This is a genomic window from Mammaliicoccus sp. JADD-157, from assembly GCF_049310805.1.
GTDB classification, from domain to species: Bacteria; Bacillota; Bacilli; order Staphylococcales; family Staphylococcaceae; genus Mammaliicoccus; species Mammaliicoccus lentus.
The window spans coordinates 318,404-336,720 of record NZ_JBMOVZ010000003.1; the positions used below are offsets into that span (position 1 = coordinate 318,404).

The window sequence follows — 18,317 nt, forward strand, 5'->3', positions numbered from 1 at the left end:
TCCCTCCATTAATGACTTATTTATAATTGTAAATTTCTTTTGCTTGCTGCAGAGTTATATATTCATTTTTGATATCTTTTTCTATCAACTTTTTAGCTCTTTTATGTGGATCGCCAAACCCTCCACCGGTTGCTGTTCTTAATATTACTTTATCTCCTTTATTTAATGGATACTGATTATACTTACCAAATGGCCCATCTATTTTACCATTTGATTTCTCTATTAAAAATTCATTATTTGATCCTTCATGTCCACCATCAGCTCCCCAAGTGTTTTGTTTATGATGCCCAAAACTACCTGTAAAGAATTGTCCATCAGTTAATGCTTTATAAGTTCGAATAACACCAGGACCTCCTCGATACTCACCTGCACCTCTACCATCTGTTCTCATACTATATTCTTCCACTTGGACGCCATAAGTATTTTCTGCAATTTCAACAGGTACATTGAACGTTTCTCCATCTGACACACAAAATTGACCAGTATCTCCATCAAAACTATTAGAAGCACCCCATCCCCCTACGGATGGTTCAACAATGAGGAAGTTTCCATCTTTATCTGGATGTTTTCCTCCCATTATTACAACACATACAGACAGTAAATGACCCGCCGTTAATCTGTCAGGAATAACTGGTGCTAATGCTTTCCAAATTGTTTCTGAGCCATATAACATAGACTCCCAATACATAGAAACTGGTGCAGGACGTTGAGCTGAAATGATTGAACCTTTATCTGTAATAATTTTTAGTGGTCTAAAGGCTCCATCATTTACTTCTTGGGATGGATTTGTAATTGCTAAAAAGATTGTCCTAACTGCCGATACTAGTCCTGTATAAGAACTATTAATTGGACCTTGTACTTGTTTAGAGGACCCTCTAAAATCACAAATAAATTCATCTTTTGTGATAGTTAATTTTAATTTAATTGGTATTTGTTCATCTGAAATACCATCATCATCAATTAATTCATCAATTTCATAAATTCCTTGAGGTAATTTTGATATTTCATTTAATGTAGATTTTTCACCTTGATCCAAAAATCGCTCCATACTTTCAAGAATAGATTGCGTTGTATATTTTTTACATAAACCTTGAATACGTTTTTCACCTGTTTTAAGCGAAGCAATTTGCGCTCTCATGTCACCAATTGATAACTCAGGAAAACGAACATTTGATTCAATCACTTTAACTAACGCCTTGTTTTCTGCACCTTTGTCATATAATTTCACGCATGGAAATTGAAGTCCCTCTTGATATACATCAGTAGAATTAGTAGACATTGAACCTGTATCTTTTCCACCTACTTCTGTCCAATGTGCTTTATTAGCAACAAATGCAACCAGTTCACCATCTTCGAAAATTGGTAAAACAAGTCCTACATCACACAAATGTGAACCTCCGCCTTCGTATGGATCATTAATTAAAAATACATCTCCTTCATTAATGTCATCTCCATACGTTTTCAAGGTTTCTTTTACCATGAAAGATAACATACCTATAAAACCTGTAACGCCATTACCAAGTGTTACAAGCTCTCCTTTTTTATTAGTTAAACCACATGCGTAATCTAACACCTCGTATATAATTGGACTCATTGAAGTTCTTGCTAAAGCTATGAACATTTCTTCACCAGTAGAAATTAAAGAATCTTTTATCACTTCATATGTGAATGGATCAGTTTTATAACTCATAATTATCTCCCCCAATATGAATAATCAAGTTTCCATATGAATCTTTAGTGACTGCATCTTTAGAGTTAATCGGTATTGTTGTAGACTTTTCTTCAATAATTGCTGGACCTTCAATTTTTTCTCCGATTGCTAAATAATCTCTATCATAAACTTTTACCTTTTTCCATCCCTCATTCTCAAAGTAGACTTCACGCTCCTCTTTCACTGAATCTCCTTTGGGTACAGTAATCTCTTTAATTGTTGGTTTTTCAATTTTACCTATTACACTAACTTTTAAATTCACTATTTCAGTTCCGTTTTCCTCAAGTGCATAAGTATATAATTGTTCGTGCTTTTTATGAAATGCTTGGATTATATCATTAAGATTATTTTCATCCACTTTATCAAATGGCACTGTTACTTCTACAGGATGGTCTTGTCCTTCATATCTCAAGTCCATTAACTTTGTAACTACTATTTGTTGATTATTTACATCTTCATTTTTCAAAGTACTAACTGCTTCATCAACTAATTCCACAAATTTATTGTTAATTTCTTTGTAATTTAAATCTTTAGTATTAGTAAGATGTGTTTGAGCATAATCATGTCTTAAATCAGACATTAACATCCCCCATGAAGCAAACACACTTGAAGTAGAGGGAACTATTACTTTCTTCACGCCTAATTCACGAGCTAAGTCTTGAGAATGCATAGGTCCTCCTCCACCTATAGCAACCATCGTGAAATCACGTGGATCATAACCCTTTCTAACAGATATTAACTTTAATGCATTTAGCATGTTTGAATTCGCTATTTTAACAATTCCCATAGCTGCTTCATCTAGTTCTACATCCAAATGATTAGTAATTGATTCGTGAAATTGTTTTTTGACCTCTTCAATTTTAGTATCTGTATCAAAATTAGAAATATTTAACCTTCCTAATAACAAGTTTGCATCAGTAGTAGTTGGTTCTATTCCACCTTTTCCATATGCTATCGGTCCAGGTTCAGCTCCAGCAGATTTCGGGCCAACTTTAATAGATCCACCTTCATCAAACCAAGCTATAGATCCTCCACCATTTCCAATTTCAACAATATCTACTACAGGTACTTTCATAGGGTAACCAGCATAATTATTCGTTCTTTCCAAATGATAATCAGTTGTAACTTTAACGTTACTGTTTTCAATCAATGAACATTTCGCTGTTGTACCACCTATATCTAAAACAATTAAATTATTCTCTCCAATCATTTCTCCTAACACAGCGGCACCAAATATACCTGAAACTGGACCAGACTCCACCATATTTATGGGCGCTATTTTAGCGTGATCAAAAGTGCTTGTTCCACCGTTTGATTGCATTACATAATTTTTGCTACTTGAACTATTCTCTATAATATTTTTCTCTAAATTAGATAAATACTCATTAGCAATTGGTTTAACATAAGCATTCAACACCGCTGTAGAGGTACGTTCGTATTCTCTCCATTCATTATTCAATTCAGTAGAATAAGTAGTTAAAAATTCAGGGTATTTTTTATTAATATACTGAGCTATTTTCTTTTCATGTTCATTATTTAGATAACTATGTAATAATGAAATAGCTATAGCTTCAACATTTTCTTCCTTAAAATAATGAATAATTTCATCAATTTCCTCAACATTCAACTCTTGTATAACTTCACCTTTATAATTCAGACGTTCCGTAACTTCACGGCGAAGATGCCTTTCAACAATTGGAGTTGGTTTTTTATATCTAACATTAAATAAATCTGGTCTATTACCACGTGCAATTTCTAACACATCTCTAAAACCTTTAGTCGTTATAAGACCAGTTTTAACACCTTTCTTTTCAGTTAAAGCATTAATAACAATAGTTGTTCCATGAATAAACATGTCAATGTCTTTTAAATTAATTTTAGCTTGTTCAAGCACATTGAATATCCCAGCCTCAAAATTTTTAGGAGTTGTATCTGCTTTACCTACGATAATATTTCCATCGTTATCTAATGCAACCAAATCTGTAAAAGTACCACCAATATCTGTTGCAACTCTCATTTCCATTCTCCTTTCAAATTTAAAATATTTTAGGTGTAACTACACTTAATATAACTGCAGGATTTTGAGATTCATTAATATAATAATGATTCAAACTGGAAGGATAATGAATAATCTCACCCTCATGTACAATATGCTTAACATCATCAAGGTAAAACGTTAATTCACCCTCAATAATGTAATACATCTCTTCACCATCATGTCTAGAAACTTCACTACAATCATCTGGATAAATAGTAATAATAAAATTCTCTAATTTTCTATTTTCAAAATCACTAGAAACACGTTTGAAATTTTGATGAGATCTATTTATCTTAAATGAATCAATTTCATCTGGAATAACATGAAAATTCGTTTCAATTTTAGGTTTAAAAAATGAAGTAATATCAACATTCAAAGCATCCGCTATTTTATTCAAAGAAGTAATCGCTATAGAAGACTCCCCTCGCTCTACTTGTGATAAAAAACTTGTAGATAAGCCGGTTTGACTACTCATTTGTTTAAGCGTTAATTCCTCTTTCATTCTAAAATACTTAATCATACTCCCGATTTCTTCCATAAAAATAACCTTCCTTTTACAGTATTAGTGTAATTTAGAACAATATAACACAAATAATACTTAATAAAAAGAATTTTCGGAAAATTCTAAATAAAAAAACTAGCCTCATAGGTTAAATAGACCGTCTGTGACTAGTTTTATTTATATTATTTTCAATAACTTCTTCTGATGATTTCCACTGAAATAATTCTGAAGCCTCTATTGAACAAGCCGGGACATAACTGTCCCAGCCTACTATATTCTTCATTTATTGTGATAACGCTAATTTAATATGCGCTAAATGGTGTTCTTCATGCCATGATAATTTCGCTACTTTAAATGCTACTGAAGTTTCTCCGTCATCTTCATGCGTAAATTTACGTTTCAATTGTTCTTCACTTAAGTTTCTACCAATTGCTACAATACGTTCATTCATTCCTTCAAGCATTCTAATTGAACATTCGACTGGTAATTCATTGTCTGGTGTTTCTATCCATTTTTGTTGATCAAATGCTGGCACAGTCGGCTTTCTATCATCCGTTAAAGCTAGTTTTAAACGTTGATACATATTCAACTGTGAATCTGCTATATGATGCACAAGTTGTCTTACTGTCCAACTGCCTTCCCTGTATTTCTTGTTCAATTCTGAAGGGTCTAATTCGTCTACCGTTTCTCTTAAGCGATTTGAATAATTCCCGATTTCATCCAGCCATTGTTGGATATGATCAAATGTTACATGTTCTGGAAACTGTAGTTCACCTATTGGAAACCTTGCATCCATCTTTATCACCTTTTCTCTTTTTATATGAAACATTTTGATTACACTACTAATATTCTCTATTTTAAAGAATTTAAACGTAGTGTCATAAATAGAACCATATTAAAACGGATTTTTATTTAGCCACTGTCCGCCATCCATCGTCATACAAGCTCCATTTATATAACCCGCTTCATCTGAAAAAATATAACGTGCTAATCCAGCAATTTCTTCAGTTTGCCCAAATCTTTTTAAAGGTACACTATTCAGTGATTGTTGGCGTGCTTCTTCTGAAAGTGATAACTTTTTAGAGCCACCTGTATTTTCAATAGGACCCGGTGCAATTGCATTTACTGTGATACCATATTTAGTTCCCCATTCCACTGCAAGTGTTCTTGTCATAGCGAGCACACCTGCTTTTGCGCTGGCCGAATGGATAACACCAGCACCTGCACCCCATGAATATGTTGCAACCATATTGATGATGCGGCCTTTATGCCCAGTTTTAATCCATTCTTTACCTACAGCTTGAGAACAATACCATGTACCATTTAGCACAATATCTATAACGGAATTCCACCCATTAATCGACAAATCTTCAGCTGCACATAAAAAGTTTCCAGCCGCGTTATTAACTAGTCCATCTATCTTCCCAAAAGTCTTAACTGTTTCATCAACTGTATATTGAACTCTTTCTGGGTCTCTAACATCCATATCTATACAAAGGATTTGGCCATCATACTGCTCAATCTCTTGCTTTGTCTTCTCGAGATTTTCTAATTTACGACCTGTAATAACGACTTTTGCACCTTCTTCAGCGAATCTTTTCGCCATCCCTTTTCCCATTCCACTACTGCCACCTGTTACAATAATCACTTTATCTTTCATATATACTCTCCTTAGTAATACAAAATATAATTCTTATAGTAAGCGCTTACATATAAGTGTACAACATGTTTTCAGAAAGAACAATTGTAATTCATTATAGCAGTATATTAAAAAACAGAAGACACTCTTTTATAACCTCAAGAATGTCTTCTTCTATAATTAAAAGAATAAAATGGAGCCATTAGTTTAGTCGATATCCGAAGTGAAACACAAATAAACATTAGAAAAAGATAAGTTAAAAAAATAATTAATACGACATAATTGAAAAGTTCAAGAAAACTGGCAACATAAAAGTATATACATGTATATACTTTTATGTTGGGAGTGAATATTATGGAGATATTGAATGTAAAAAAAATAAGAAAAGTAGGAAATAGTAGCGTAATTACCATTCCTAAAAATGTTATGGAAGCTATTAACATTCATGAAGGAGACGCAGTTGAATTTATTGAAGAAGATAATAAAATTTGGTTAAAACCAAGTAAATCAATCAATGAACACGATGATATATTGAAATTAGCAGATGAAATTAGCAATAAGTATGATGATGTCTTCAAAGGGTTAGTTGATAGATGATTAGATATTTAACCGAGAAAGAAATTATTACATTTAATATCTATGTTATTCAAAAGTATAGTCTTAAAGAAACTATAGGCGTAGTCGATGCAACTGCTCTAAATATGTTAGTAAATGCACCGAAACAATATGTATTTGGTATAGAACAATATCCAACACTTGCGTTGAAAGCGAGCAACTTATTTAGAAATCTTGTGAAAAAAGACGTGTTTTATAATGGAAATAAAAGAACCGCATTTATGTGTTTAAATATCTTTTTAAACTTAAATGGTTATGAGTTAGAAGTTAATACAAAAGAAGCTATAGATTTTACTGTTATGATAGCAACACATGATCTACAAGAAGATGATATTGAACAATGGATCTTAAAGCACATAAAAATAAAGTAAGTTTACTGAAGAAATATTCTCATAGAAAAACACCTTTGCACAATTCATTTTAATATGAATTATACGAAGGTGTTTTTAATTTATTCTCCTGAACCTAATTCTTCGCCATCTTCATCGTATTCTGTAACGACACCGTCTTCGTCAATAATATAAGAACCTGCTAAGTTACCGTCTTTATCTAAGAATGAAAAGCCCCATTCTCCGTCATCATTTTTTTCTGGTTCTTTAAATGTATATTTGTCGGTATCTAACTCTTCTCCTTCATAAGATTCTACTTTATCTATCACATTGTCTCGCGTAACTTCTTCATTTTCATCGTCTTCATCCATATCATTGGATTTATTTTCTTCTTTAGTTGTACCATCAAACATTTCTACTACTCTTTCTATTTCTTCATCTGATGCATCATATAATTTCACAACTTTCGGGTTGTTTATAATGCTTTCAGATTCTTTTTGTGACCAATCATCATCTTCCAACCATTTTTTATCATGGAAGTGTGATGGCACATCATAAATTGAAATAGTACCATCATTATTATTTTTATAAACTACTTGCCCAGCAGCTGTAGGCGTACCTGCCAATCGTTGTACCCCTTTAGGATATTTGATAGTATGCTCTTTGTTGTATGGATTTAAATATTCGCCTTCTATTGAATCATGGCTTAGTTCTGGTTTCATGCCGCTAGAATTGTCTGAATCTCTATAGCTTGGTAAAGCTGTCAGCCATACTTGGGCATAATATTCATCGCTATTCGTATCTTCTTGAGATGTACTACTGTCATTCTTTGTCTCCAAGCTTTCTCCATATTTAATTTTATTTTCTAGCTCTGAAATTTTACTGTTATCTTTATGATTATTATATAAATCCGCAATATTAAAACTTGCGAATGTCTCACTATCTTTCACATCGTTATAATCTGAAATAGGAGATTGGGTATATATGTAAACAACTTGGTCTTTATTTATACCAACTATTGTTGCGTAACTACCTTTAGAAGGTGACATTCCATAGAACTTCATACCATCAGGTTTATTCGCCATTTTCCCTAATTCTGGACTTTCCGATAATTCTACTTTATCTACAGAATGTTTTATTTCTTCACCAGATCCAGTTTTTTGTGTATAGCTGCCAGATAATAATTCATCTGCAGTTATGACTTCAGAATCTATTTCAGGTTCTAACAAAGTCATCGCAACACTTTGTGTTTCTGAAATGTTAGTTACTTCTTTATCTGAATTCGATTTAGAAGTTTCATTATTGCTGTTACTATCTTGTGCATTTTGATTCTTTTGTTCGCTTTTTTGTTCATTATTACTTGAGTCTTTATTCTCAGGTTCATTACCTATACTAATACTACAACCTGCAATTGTTACTGATGACACTAATACAATTCCAAAATAAAATATTTTTTTCATAAAAGGCATCCCCTTTTTTAATTATTAGAAAATATTCACATCTATTGTAACAAAGATAATGGTTGTGAAATGTATAAATCATAATATTTAAAAATTATTAAAGACATGTTTTAGGAGAATCGATGATAAAAAAAGAAGCTGAGACATTTATAAATGCCTCAGCTTATCTTTGGGAATAGGTACTCTAATACCTAGTTTTATGAGTTTGTAATTCTACTTTGAGTAGATACCCAAACAGTAACACGTTTGTTTTGTTTTGTAAATATTTACTAATTTATATTTTATTAAAATACAATTTGAAAATTCCAATAGTTTTTGTTAAAGTATTAGGCGTTGTTTTTAATACTAATAAACGAGGAGGTTTATTTTGCTTATGGAATCTCAATTGAACGAAAATAAGCCTAAAAAAGGTTATTCGCTAGTATTTATAATCAGTTCCGTAATCGTTGCTATAATCGTTTTACTAGGCGCAGTTTTTCCAGTTAAATTTAATGACATTGGTGATAAAGCCACTGCCTGGATAACTGAAACACTTGGCTGGTATTACATGATTGTTGTAATAGCCATGATTTTCTTTTGTATTTTCTTAATGCTAAGTCCGATAGGGAAATTAAAATTAGGGAAACCTCATGAAAAACCAGAATTTAATACTGTTTCATGGTTCGCTATGCTATTCAGTGCTGGTATGGGGATCGGGTTAGTATTCTGGGGAGCAGCTGAACCTATTGCTCACTTCGCTGCACCTCCAAAAGCAGACCCTAAAACTACTGCAGCTTATGCAGAAGCGTTACAATCAGTATTCTTCGATTGGGGCTTCCATGCATGGGGTGTTTATGGTGTAGTAGCACTAGCATTAGCATATTTCCAATTTAGAAAAGACGAACCGGGATTAATTTCAAAAACATTACGTCCTGTATTCGGAAGATATGTAGATGGACCACTAGGTATTGTGATTGATGTATTATCTGTTATCGCTACTATCGGTGGTGTAGCCGTATCACTTGGTATGGGGGCGTTACAAATTAACGGTGGTTTAAATTATTTATTCGATGTACCAAATAATATTTTTGTACAATCTATTATAATCATTATTGTAACGATTTTATTCTTAACAAGTGCTTGGTCAGGGTTAAATAAAGGTATTCAAATTTTAAGTAACGTAAACATTAGTATTGCAGGTTTATTATTAATCGCTGTACTTATTATCGGACCATCAATACTTATGTTAAATGCATTTACAACTACAACAGGTAACTTCTTACAAACATTCCTACAAAACAGTTTCGACACAGGTATGTTTAATTCACAAAAAGCAGATTGGATGTCTGATTGGACATTCTTCCAATTAGCTTGGTGGATAAGTTGGAGTCCATTCGTTGGGGTGTTTATAGCACGTGTATCAAGAGGACGTACAGTACGTGAATTCATCGGTGGCGTTATGCTTGTACCTGTTCTTATCAGTTTCATATGGTTCAGTGTATTTGGTGTACTAGGTATTGAAACTGCTAAGAAACATCCAGCAATTTTCGATATGCCACCAGAAACAGCATTGTTTGGTGTATTTAATGAAATGCCATTAGGATTAATACTATCTATTATTACACTAGCATTAATCGCAACATTCTTTATTACATCAGCAGACTCTGCAACATTCGTATTAGGAATGTTAACGACACGAGGTTCATTAAACCCAAGCTCATTTATAAAAATTGTTTGGGGTGTCGCACAATCACTAATCGCGTTTATACTATTATTCACTGGCGGAGATAACGGACTAAACGCATTACAGAACACCGCCATAATAACCGCATTGCCGTTCTCGGTTATTATTATATTTATGATGATTAGTTTCTATAAAGACGCAAACAGAGAACGTAAATTCCTCGGTCTTACATTAACGCCAAAAAGAACCCGAGAAAGTCAAAAACTAGCAAACCTCTCAGATCAAGAACTATTAAACTTAATTAAAAACGAAAGAAAACAAGATAGATAATAATAAGAAAAGCTCTTCATTAGTATACAGACTAGTGAAGAGCTTTTTTATATAACAACTATTTCAAAATCGATAATTGTTCAAATTCTTTTGAAATAGCTTTTCCTATTTCAATCGAGCATGTTGCTGCTGGTGATGGTGCATTTAATACATGTAATGAATGCTTACCTTTCTCAAACACAAAATCATCTAGCAATGTTCCATCGCTTAACATAGCTTGGGCTCTTACGCCCGCTTCAATCGGTTCAATATCTTCCTTTCTTAACGATGGAATAAGTTTTTGTGCATTATTAACGAAAGCACGTTTATTAAATGATCGATAATATTCTCCAAGTGCTTCTTTAATATTTTTTATACCCATCTTATATAACCCAGGAAATTTTAAAATCTCTAATGTTTCTGATTTATCTAATCCAATTTTTTTATAAGCTTCTTTTCTAAGACCTAATACAGCATTAGGTCCGACATCTACCCCTCCATCTATCATATTTGTAAAATGCACGCCTAAAAATGGTAACTCAGGATTTGGAACAGGATATATTAATGTTTGAACATACTTCTCTTTAGATTTATTAAGTTGATAATACTCTCCTCTAAACGGAATAATTTGAATATCTGTATTTACACCACTCATCCTAGCAATTTTATCACTATATAATCCAGCACAATTTATAATGCTTTTTGATTTGAATTGTTGCTCATAACTATTAAGTACAATTTTATCCTCAGATGTTTTTATCGATGTAACTGGAGTATTAAAATTGATTTCGCCGCCTAATTCTTCAAATAATAATTTGAATTGTTCAGTCACCTTTTTATAGTTTACTATCGCGGTTTCTTGAACTTTTATACCACCAACTGTTTGAACAAAAGGTTCTATTTGGTTTACTTCTTCAGCATTTAATAACGTCACTTGAAGTCCATTTTGTAATCCTCTTTCATAAAGCGCTCTTAGTCTATCTAACTCACTTTCATCAGTTGCAACAATTACTTTGCCACATTGATTGTAAGGAATATTGTATTCTCTGCAGAAATGAATCATAGATTGTGAACCCTTTTTACTAAATTCTGCTTTATGAGAACCAGGCTTATAATAAATGCCGGAATGGATAACGCCACTATTGTGACCTGTTTGATGTTCAGCAAGATTATTTTCTTTCTCTAGTAAAAGAACATCCAAGTCAGGATTTTGAAGTTTTAAATGATAAGCTGTACTAAAACCTATAATACCGCCACCTATAATTACTACATCCCTTTGCATATAATTCCTCCTAATCACGTATACCGCATGCTTCTGCTACGACTTCAACTATATGTTTGACAGTTACTTCATTGCTTAACCCTTCTCTTTCTACTCCTAATTGCATTTGCATATGACAACCGGGATTTGAAGTGATAATCATATTAGGCTTTGCTTGTTGAACATATTCCATTTTATCATCCAAAATCTTCATAGATTCATCAAAATGTATAATATTATATATACCAGCAGAACCACAGCATAATGATTGTCCTTCCATATCTATCATATCAAGGTCAGGTACCTTACCTAAGACGCTTTTTGGTGATTTAAATACTTTTTGTACATTTTCTAAATGACAAGATGGTTGATATACAGCTTTGTATGGCATTTTATAATTAAATTCTAATGATAAATCGTCCATTATTTCTGAAATATCTCTTACTTTTTTAACAAATTTTACTGCTCTTTGATGCCAATAGCTGCCTTTTTTAAATAACTTGTCATATTCTTTAAGCGATGCACCACAGCCTCCAATCGTATTAACGATATAATCTATATCGGTATCGGCATATGCTGCTATATTCTTTTTAGCCAATTCGATAGTATCATTTGTTTCACCTGCATGATGTTGTAAAGCACCACAACAAGTTTGATTTGGTACTTCATGAACTTCTATATCATGTTGTTTCATAATTTTAATTGCTAAGTTATTGATTCTAGAGAAAAAGGCATCCATAATACACCCTTGGAAAAAGGCAACTTGTGTCTTAGCTTTATTTACTCTTTCATTATCATGGATTTTACGCGTCTTTTTCACATCAGGTAAAGCTAAGTTTAACTTACCATATTTTGTTTCTTTTCCTAAAAGATGATTTTTGTTTATTAAGTTTTTAGCACCTAGCTTCTCATAGTAATATAATGCATAATTTATTTTTCGAATGACACCTTTTTTAGGTAAAATATGTTTGAATGTTACATTTCGAGCTAACTTTTCACTTAAGCCCATCTTTTTATCTTCTTTTATGACTTCAACTGCTGACATTAATATATCTCCGTATTGGACATTTGTAGGACATACTGTTTCACATGCTCGACAACCTAAGCATAGATCGATACCTTCACTCATATCTCCGATTGAGACCTTACCTTCAGCAGCCATTTTCACCAGATTAATACGTCCACGCGGAGAATGTTTCTCCTTTTCAAAAGCTATATAAGTTGGACATACTGGTAAGCAATATCCACATTGAACACAGTCAAACGTTGCTTGATAATCTAATTTGTCCACTAATGTATTATTCATTTCGCAACACTAACCTTTCTTCTCCCTTTTCAGGAAATATCTTTCCAGGGTTAAGAATATTCTTAGGGTCTAATGCTTTTTTAATCATTTGTTGATAACGTACCCCCGCTTCACCCATTTCTTTTTTGATAAACGCTTTTTTCATGACGCCAATACCATGTTCCCCCGAGAGCGTTCCACCTAATTCAATCGCATAATTAAAAATTTCTTCAACAGCATCTTCTGTCTTACGTACTTCATTTTCATCTCGCATATTTGTATTAATTGTCGGATGTAAATTACCATCACCTGCATGTCCAAATACAACGATATTTAAATCATATTTAGTTTTAATCTCATCGATTTTCTTAAACATTTCTGGAATTTTACTTAGTGGTACTGTTGCATCTTCTGAAATTTTAGTATAACCACTTTCAACTACTGCAGGTGAGACAAGTTTTCTAACTTGCCATAATTTATCTTCTGCTTCTTTAGATTCAGCAATTTCAACATTTTCAACATCTATTTCTTTTAATGCTTTTTTGATAGTATCCAATTCATCACCTAAATTCTCTGGATTACCATCGACTTCAATTAATAATATAGCTGCTGCATCTCTAGGCAAATCTAATCCTGCATAGTCTTCAACTTTATTTAATGCATTATGATCTAAAATTTCCATTTTCGAAGGTCTGACACCTGATGTTAATATTTTGGATATAGACTTTCCTGCTGTGTATAAATCATCAAATATAACCATCGCTGTTTTTGTAGCTAAAGGCTTAGGTATTAAGCGTAACGTAGCTTCAGTAATAATACCTAGTGTACCTTCTGAACCTATTAACAATTTTGTTAAATCATATCCTGTGACATTTTTAATCGTTTGGCCACCAGTGCGTATAACTTTTCCATCTGCCATAACAACTTCTAATCCAATAACATAATCTTTTGTTACACCATATTTTATACCACGCGGACCTCCAGCATTCTCAGCTAAATTACCACCAATTGTGCATACCACTGAAGAAGAAGGATCTGGTGGATACATTAAATTATGCTTTTCTGCTAAAGCATGTATTTTTCCTGTAATCACACCAGGCCTAGTCTTTATGATTAAATCATCAGGATATATTTCAAATTCATCATTCCACTGAGAAAAATCAACTACTATACCACCTTTAACTGGCAAAGCTCCCCCTGACAAACTTGTGCTTGCACCTCTAGCATAAATAGGAATGATATATTCATCTGCTAATTTCACTACATTTTGGACATCTTCCGTAGATAACACTTGAACTACATAATCCGGCATATATTGACCGAACGATGCATCAAAACCATAAGAAACAAGATCTGAAACATCCATAAGTAATCTGTCCGCGAAAATTTCTCTTAATCTCTGTTCAATCTCCTTGCTTTTCACATTTATCACCTACACCTTTTATCTCCCAATTTTTTGCGCATTGTAACTAAATGTTCTTTCATAGCCTTTTTTGCATTGTATTCGTCTTGATTTTTTATGGCCTGATATATCATTTCATGTTCATGAATTACACTCTCTCTTTTTTCAAGCATACCTATATTTAACTTTAATGAATATGATAAAGCATTTACATGAATATCCTGTAAATTTTCAAATGTTTTGATTATATATTGATTCTTAGTACTTTGAACAATACATTTATGGAAATTATAATCAGGCTCTATGCCTAAAGCATATTCATCTTGATGTGTTTCTATATATTTATGAAAAGCATCTTCTATTAATTGCATATCTTCTTCAGTTCTTCTAAGTGCACAAATACCTGCTGCTTCAACTTCTATAATTGTTCTCATTTCTAAAATATCAAGCAAATCTTTCTCTGAGAATCTACCATAAGCATGCTGCCTAAACGTATCAGAAACGTCATGATTAATAACAAAGCTACCTTTACCTTGAAATGATTCAATATATCCGGCTGAAGCTAGTTTACTCAGTGCTTCTCTTATAGGATATCTACTCACTTCAAATTCTTTAGCTAATACTGACTCTGAAGGTAATTTATCACCAACTTTATATTTGTCATTTTTAATTCTTTCTACTAATTTATTAAAGATGACTTCTGATAAACGTTTTGAGCTAGCATTTTTCATTTATGTTACGCCTACTTTCCTGAATTTAATATAATGAACACTCATCAATAATATAACTCCAATAATCCCTACAATACTTGTTATAATTTCAGGGAATATTAACATTACTGCAAATACAATAAATAAAATTCTTTCTAATATATTCAACTTCGTAAATAAATAATTTCCCATACCAGTAACTAACGCATAAATACCCACTAATGAAATTAAAATTGTCACTATTAATTGGCCATAATTTAAACCTCCTGTAGTTGCATCATTTAGTAACAACTCTGGATGATATACAAGTAAAAATGGAATTATAAATCCTGGTAACGCTAATCTTAATGCAGTCCAAGATGTTTTTACAGGATCTGCTTTTGCAATACCAGCTCCAGTATAAGCAGCAAGTGCTACAGGTGGTGTTACGTTTGACATCGCACCAAAATAAAATACAAAGAAGTGTGCTGCTAGAGGTTCTACACCTGCTTGTACTAATGACGGAGCTACTGTAACAGCCACGACAATATAAAGAGCTGTTGAAGGTAAACCAAAACTCAAGACTATACAAGTTACCATTACCATAATTAATATAACTATTAAATGACCGCCTGCTATATCAATAACATTGTAAGCCAGCATAGATCCAACACCAGTCATTCCAACTGTTGCAATCACTATTCCTACAGAAGCACAAGCTAAAGCAACTTGAATAGAACCTTTGGCTCCGTCTATTAGAGCCTCTAAGAAACTTTTTGGCGTTACGCGATTTGTCTTATCTGTTGTACAGTAAGAAGCGATAATCGAAGAAATTATTCCGGCGAATCCTGCAAATATAGCTGTCTTACCGATTAACAGAGCTACAATAACTACAATAATAGGTAATAATAATGCGCCTCTTTCTTTTAATACTTTACGTACTAAAGGGATATTTTCTTTACTAACTCCTTTTAAACCTTTCTTTTTAGCTTCTGTATCAATTGCCCATATTAAAGCAATATAATAGAATACTGCAGGGATAATACCAGCTAATACAATCGTTGTATAAGGAACACCTAAAAATCCAGCCATTATAAATGCAGCTGCTCCCATAATTGGTGGCATAATCATACCTCCAGTTGAAGCGGCAGCTTCAACTCCACCAGCGAATCGAGGAGTAAGGCCTATATTTTTCATTAATGGAATTGTAAACGATCCAGTTGTTGCCACGTTGGCAACGGCACTACCGTTTAATGATCCAGTTAAGGCACTAGATATGACCGCAACTTGTGCAGGTCCTCCACGGCGTTGACCTGCAATAGCTAAAGCCAAATCATTAAATAACTTGCTTGCGCCACTTACACCCAAAAATGCTCCAAATAAGATGAACAACATAATATATGTAGCAGCAATGGATAAAGTACTACCAAATATACCTTCAGTTGTCATATAAAATCGATATAAAAGTCGATTTAAACTAAAGCCAGAATGTGCAAAATCAATAGGAAAATAATTACCATACAAAGCATAAATTATTGCAAATATACTTAATAAAGGAATAAAAATACCTATTGTTCTCCTTGTTATTTCGAATAATACGATAATAGCTATAACTGCAAAAATATAATCTGTTGTATTTGCATGTGATGCTCGGTCAACATGTAACGTATTATAATTTAGAATGATATATCCAATTCCAAGTAACGCTAAAATTATAAATCCAATATCTATAATAGAAGGATGATGCTTATCAATACCTTTTTTATTCAACGGGTATAATAAAAAACCTAATAACACTATCAATAATAAAAATATTGAATTTTGATGAAATGTTTGCAGATTTAAGAAACTTGAAGCTGCTAACACAAATAAAGATAAAATTATGGCCAAACCATTTAGGATGTATTTACTGCCACCTTTTAATTCTCTAACAGAATCTACGATTTCTTTTTCTGGTTTATTTTTCATCTTGATGACCCCCTTTGCTTTCTTTTTCTTTAACTTCTTCAGGGATTAATCGGTCATCAATTTTGAGACCTTTTTCTTTATAATAACGGTATGCACCTTCATGCAATGGAGTATTTAAACCATTTAGTGCAGTTTCCAACTTCATTTCTTTCGCAGAGTTATGTACATCAATCATAAAATCTCGATTTTCGTGCAACATTTTAGTTAAATTATAAACCATGTCTGCGTCCATTTCTTTAGTCGTAACTAAAATATTAGGTTGTGCAATTGTTTGAATATCCTTCTTTTGCTTAGGATATGTTCCTTTTTTAATTGTATAGCGATACCAAGTATCTACTTGACTGTTAATTTGTTTCATTTGCTTATCTGTCACTTCTAAAATAGTAGCATTTACCCCTGAAGCATACATATCAGTAATCGATGATACAGGTACACCTGCAGGTAACGAACCTCCATCAAGCCTACCATCTCTCATAGAAGAAATCGTTTCTTCATATCCCAAATATTCAGGAGATATATCTTTTTTTGATTGGCCAATACCTTTCATCATCATTAAAGTTGATTGTTCAGTACCACTAGCTCTAGGACCTACTGAGAAAGAACTTCCTTTAATATCAGCAATTGTGCCAGTTTCCACTTCGCTATTTTTTAATACAAAATGTTCAACATTAGGCCAAATCATGCTCATTGAACGTAAGGAATCATACTTTTCTCCTTTATAAATTCCTGTTCCTTGAGATGCTTGAGTAGAAATCAAACCTTGTAAAATTGAAAAGTCAGCTTCATTCTTTTTCATTAAATCAATATTTTCTACAGAACCTGCAGAAGATTGACCATTAAATTTAGTATTTTGACTTCGATAATGCTTAGTCCATAACTGTCCCATGCCAACACCTATAGGATAATAGGTACCCCCTGTTGACGCTGTCGCAATGTTATATGTTTTCTTTTTCTCAAAATTACAACCTGCTAATATAACAACTAAACATACTAGTAAACTGATCAAGCGAAACTTCATACTATATCCCCCCTAATTATAAATAAAGCGCTTTCACTTGTATTACAAGTTTATATTTTAGAGTTACGTTTTTCAACATATTTCTGAATATTTTTTCAATTAATTGTATAAATAGGTGTTGTTAACCCCTTTATTATATGAGTTGAATTATAAAATTTTCTTTTTATTTTCTTTTAAATATTTGCATTAAACAACCATCTCAACGCTCTCGCTGCCTATTTGTACAACAATAGGAAAATAAATACAGTTAGGAATTATTTTTATTCAATTAGGGAAAATATGACAAATTTTCAATTTTTACGTTTATACTAAAGTTAATTCAAAAAGAAAAGGAGGTCCTTCAAATGGGTATCGCTGAAATCGTAGGTGGAATTGTAGATATTATTAAAACTATCATTAACAAATTCGCTTAATAACTAGCTTTTCTT

Annotated in this window: 15 protein-coding genes; 3 read left to right on the forward strand and 12 right to left on the reverse strand. The window is 32.6% G+C overall.

Annotated features, from left to right (window positions below):
- Window positions 1–16 precede the first annotated feature (16 nt).
- The 5 genes from ACO6VN_RS10685 to fadH form a co-directional block, all read right to left on the reverse strand.
- Window positions 17–1,690: a hydantoinase B/oxoprolinase family protein gene (locus ACO6VN_RS10685; protein WP_422404647.1), complete on the reverse strand. Its 1,674-nt coding sequence runs from the start codon at window positions 1,688–1,690 to the stop codon at window positions 17–19.
- Window positions 1,680–3,728 carry a hydantoinase/oxoprolinase family protein gene (locus ACO6VN_RS10690; protein ID WP_422404648.1) on the reverse strand — a complete coding sequence of 683 codons (2,049 nt, stop codon included), beginning with the start codon at window positions 3,726–3,728 and terminating at the stop codon, window positions 1,680–1,682. Before ACO6VN_RS10690 ends, ACO6VN_RS10685 begins: the two co-directional genes overlap by 11 nt.
- Window positions 3,729–3,747: 19 nt before the next feature.
- The gene (locus tag ACO6VN_RS10695) at window positions 3,748–4,287 is read right to left on the reverse strand and encodes a helix-turn-helix domain-containing protein (RefSeq protein ID WP_016999748.1); all 540 of its coding nucleotides are present in this window, start codon (window positions 4,285–4,287) and stop codon (window positions 3,748–3,750) included.
- Between the two features lie 247 nt (window positions 4,288–4,534).
- Window positions 4,535–5,047 (reverse strand): YfiT family bacillithiol transferase, encoded by a 513-nt coding sequence (locus tag ACO6VN_RS10700; protein ID WP_016999749.1) that lies wholly within the window; start codon window positions 5,045–5,047, stop codon window positions 4,535–4,537.
- 99 nt (window positions 5,048–5,146) lie between these two features.
- A complete protein-coding gene (gene fadH, locus ACO6VN_RS10705) occupies window positions 5,147–5,911 on the reverse strand; it encodes a 2,4-dienoyl-CoA reductase (protein ID WP_218708514.1) in 765 nt (254 codons plus the stop codon).
- A gap of 333 nt (window positions 5,912–6,244) precedes the next feature.
- On the opposite strand from fadH, the gene ACO6VN_RS10710 reads away from it, so the two are divergent.
- Both ACO6VN_RS10710 and ACO6VN_RS10715 read left to right on the forward strand, forming a co-directional pair.
- On the forward strand, window positions 6,245–6,487 hold the full coding sequence (locus ACO6VN_RS10710; RefSeq protein ID WP_026023607.1) for an AbrB/MazE/SpoVT family DNA-binding domain-containing protein: 243 nt from the start codon (window positions 6,245–6,247) through the stop codon (window positions 6,485–6,487).
- Window positions 6,484–6,876 (forward strand): type II toxin-antitoxin system death-on-curing family toxin, encoded by a 393-nt coding sequence (locus ACO6VN_RS10715; protein ID WP_422404649.1) that lies wholly within the window; start codon window positions 6,484–6,486, stop codon window positions 6,874–6,876. Before ACO6VN_RS10710 ends, ACO6VN_RS10715 begins: the two co-directional genes overlap by 4 nt.
- 80 nt (window positions 6,877–6,956) lie before the next feature.
- Here the strand turns inward: ACO6VN_RS10715 and ACO6VN_RS10720 are convergent, their stop codons facing one another.
- Window positions 6,957–8,294 (reverse strand): hypothetical protein, encoded by a 1,338-nt coding sequence (locus ACO6VN_RS10720; RefSeq protein ID WP_422404650.1) that lies wholly within the window; start codon window positions 8,292–8,294, stop codon window positions 6,957–6,959.
- 373 nt (window positions 8,295–8,667) lie between these two features.
- Between ACO6VN_RS10720 and ACO6VN_RS10725 the strand changes: the two genes are divergently transcribed.
- Window positions 8,668–10,287, forward strand: coding sequence for a BCCT family transporter (locus ACO6VN_RS10725; RefSeq protein ID WP_422404703.1), 1,620 nt, complete (start codon window positions 8,668–8,670; stop codon window positions 10,285–10,287).
- A gap of 58 nt (window positions 10,288–10,345) precedes the next feature.
- On the opposite strand, the gene lhgO is transcribed toward ACO6VN_RS10725, so the two are convergent.
- The 6 genes from lhgO to ACO6VN_RS10755 form a co-directional block, all read right to left on the reverse strand.
- Entirely contained in the window at window positions 10,346–11,548 is a 1,203-nt protein-coding gene (gene lhgO, locus ACO6VN_RS10730; RefSeq protein ID WP_194200376.1) for an L-2-hydroxyglutarate oxidase, read from the reverse strand.
- 10 nt (window positions 11,549–11,558) lie between these two features.
- On the reverse strand, window positions 11,559–12,833 hold the full coding sequence (locus ACO6VN_RS10735; protein ID WP_147640699.1) for a (Fe-S)-binding protein: 1,275 nt from the start codon (window positions 12,831–12,833) through the stop codon (window positions 11,559–11,561).
- On the reverse strand, window positions 12,826–14,178 hold the full coding sequence (locus ACO6VN_RS10740) for an FAD-binding oxidoreductase (protein ID WP_228086113.1): 1,353 nt from the start codon (window positions 14,176–14,178) through the stop codon (window positions 12,826–12,828). The genes ACO6VN_RS10735 and ACO6VN_RS10740 overlap by 8 nt, the downstream gene beginning before the upstream one ends.
- 62 nt (window positions 14,179–14,240) lie before the next feature.
- The gene (locus tag ACO6VN_RS10745) at window positions 14,241–14,945 is read right to left on the reverse strand and encodes a FadR/GntR family transcriptional regulator (protein WP_147640697.1); all 705 of its coding nucleotides are present in this window, start codon (window positions 14,943–14,945) and stop codon (window positions 14,241–14,243) included.
- A complete protein-coding gene (locus tag ACO6VN_RS10750) occupies window positions 14,946–16,871 on the reverse strand; it encodes a TRAP transporter permease (protein WP_064211377.1) in 1,926 nt (641 codons plus the stop codon). It abuts the gene before it with no gap.
- A complete protein-coding gene (locus ACO6VN_RS10755; RefSeq protein ID WP_064204397.1) occupies window positions 16,861–17,889 on the reverse strand; it encodes a TAXI family TRAP transporter solute-binding subunit in 1,029 nt (342 codons plus the stop codon). The genes ACO6VN_RS10750 and ACO6VN_RS10755 overlap by 11 nt, the downstream gene beginning before the upstream one ends.
- Between the last annotated feature and the right edge of the window lie 428 nt (window positions 17,890–18,317).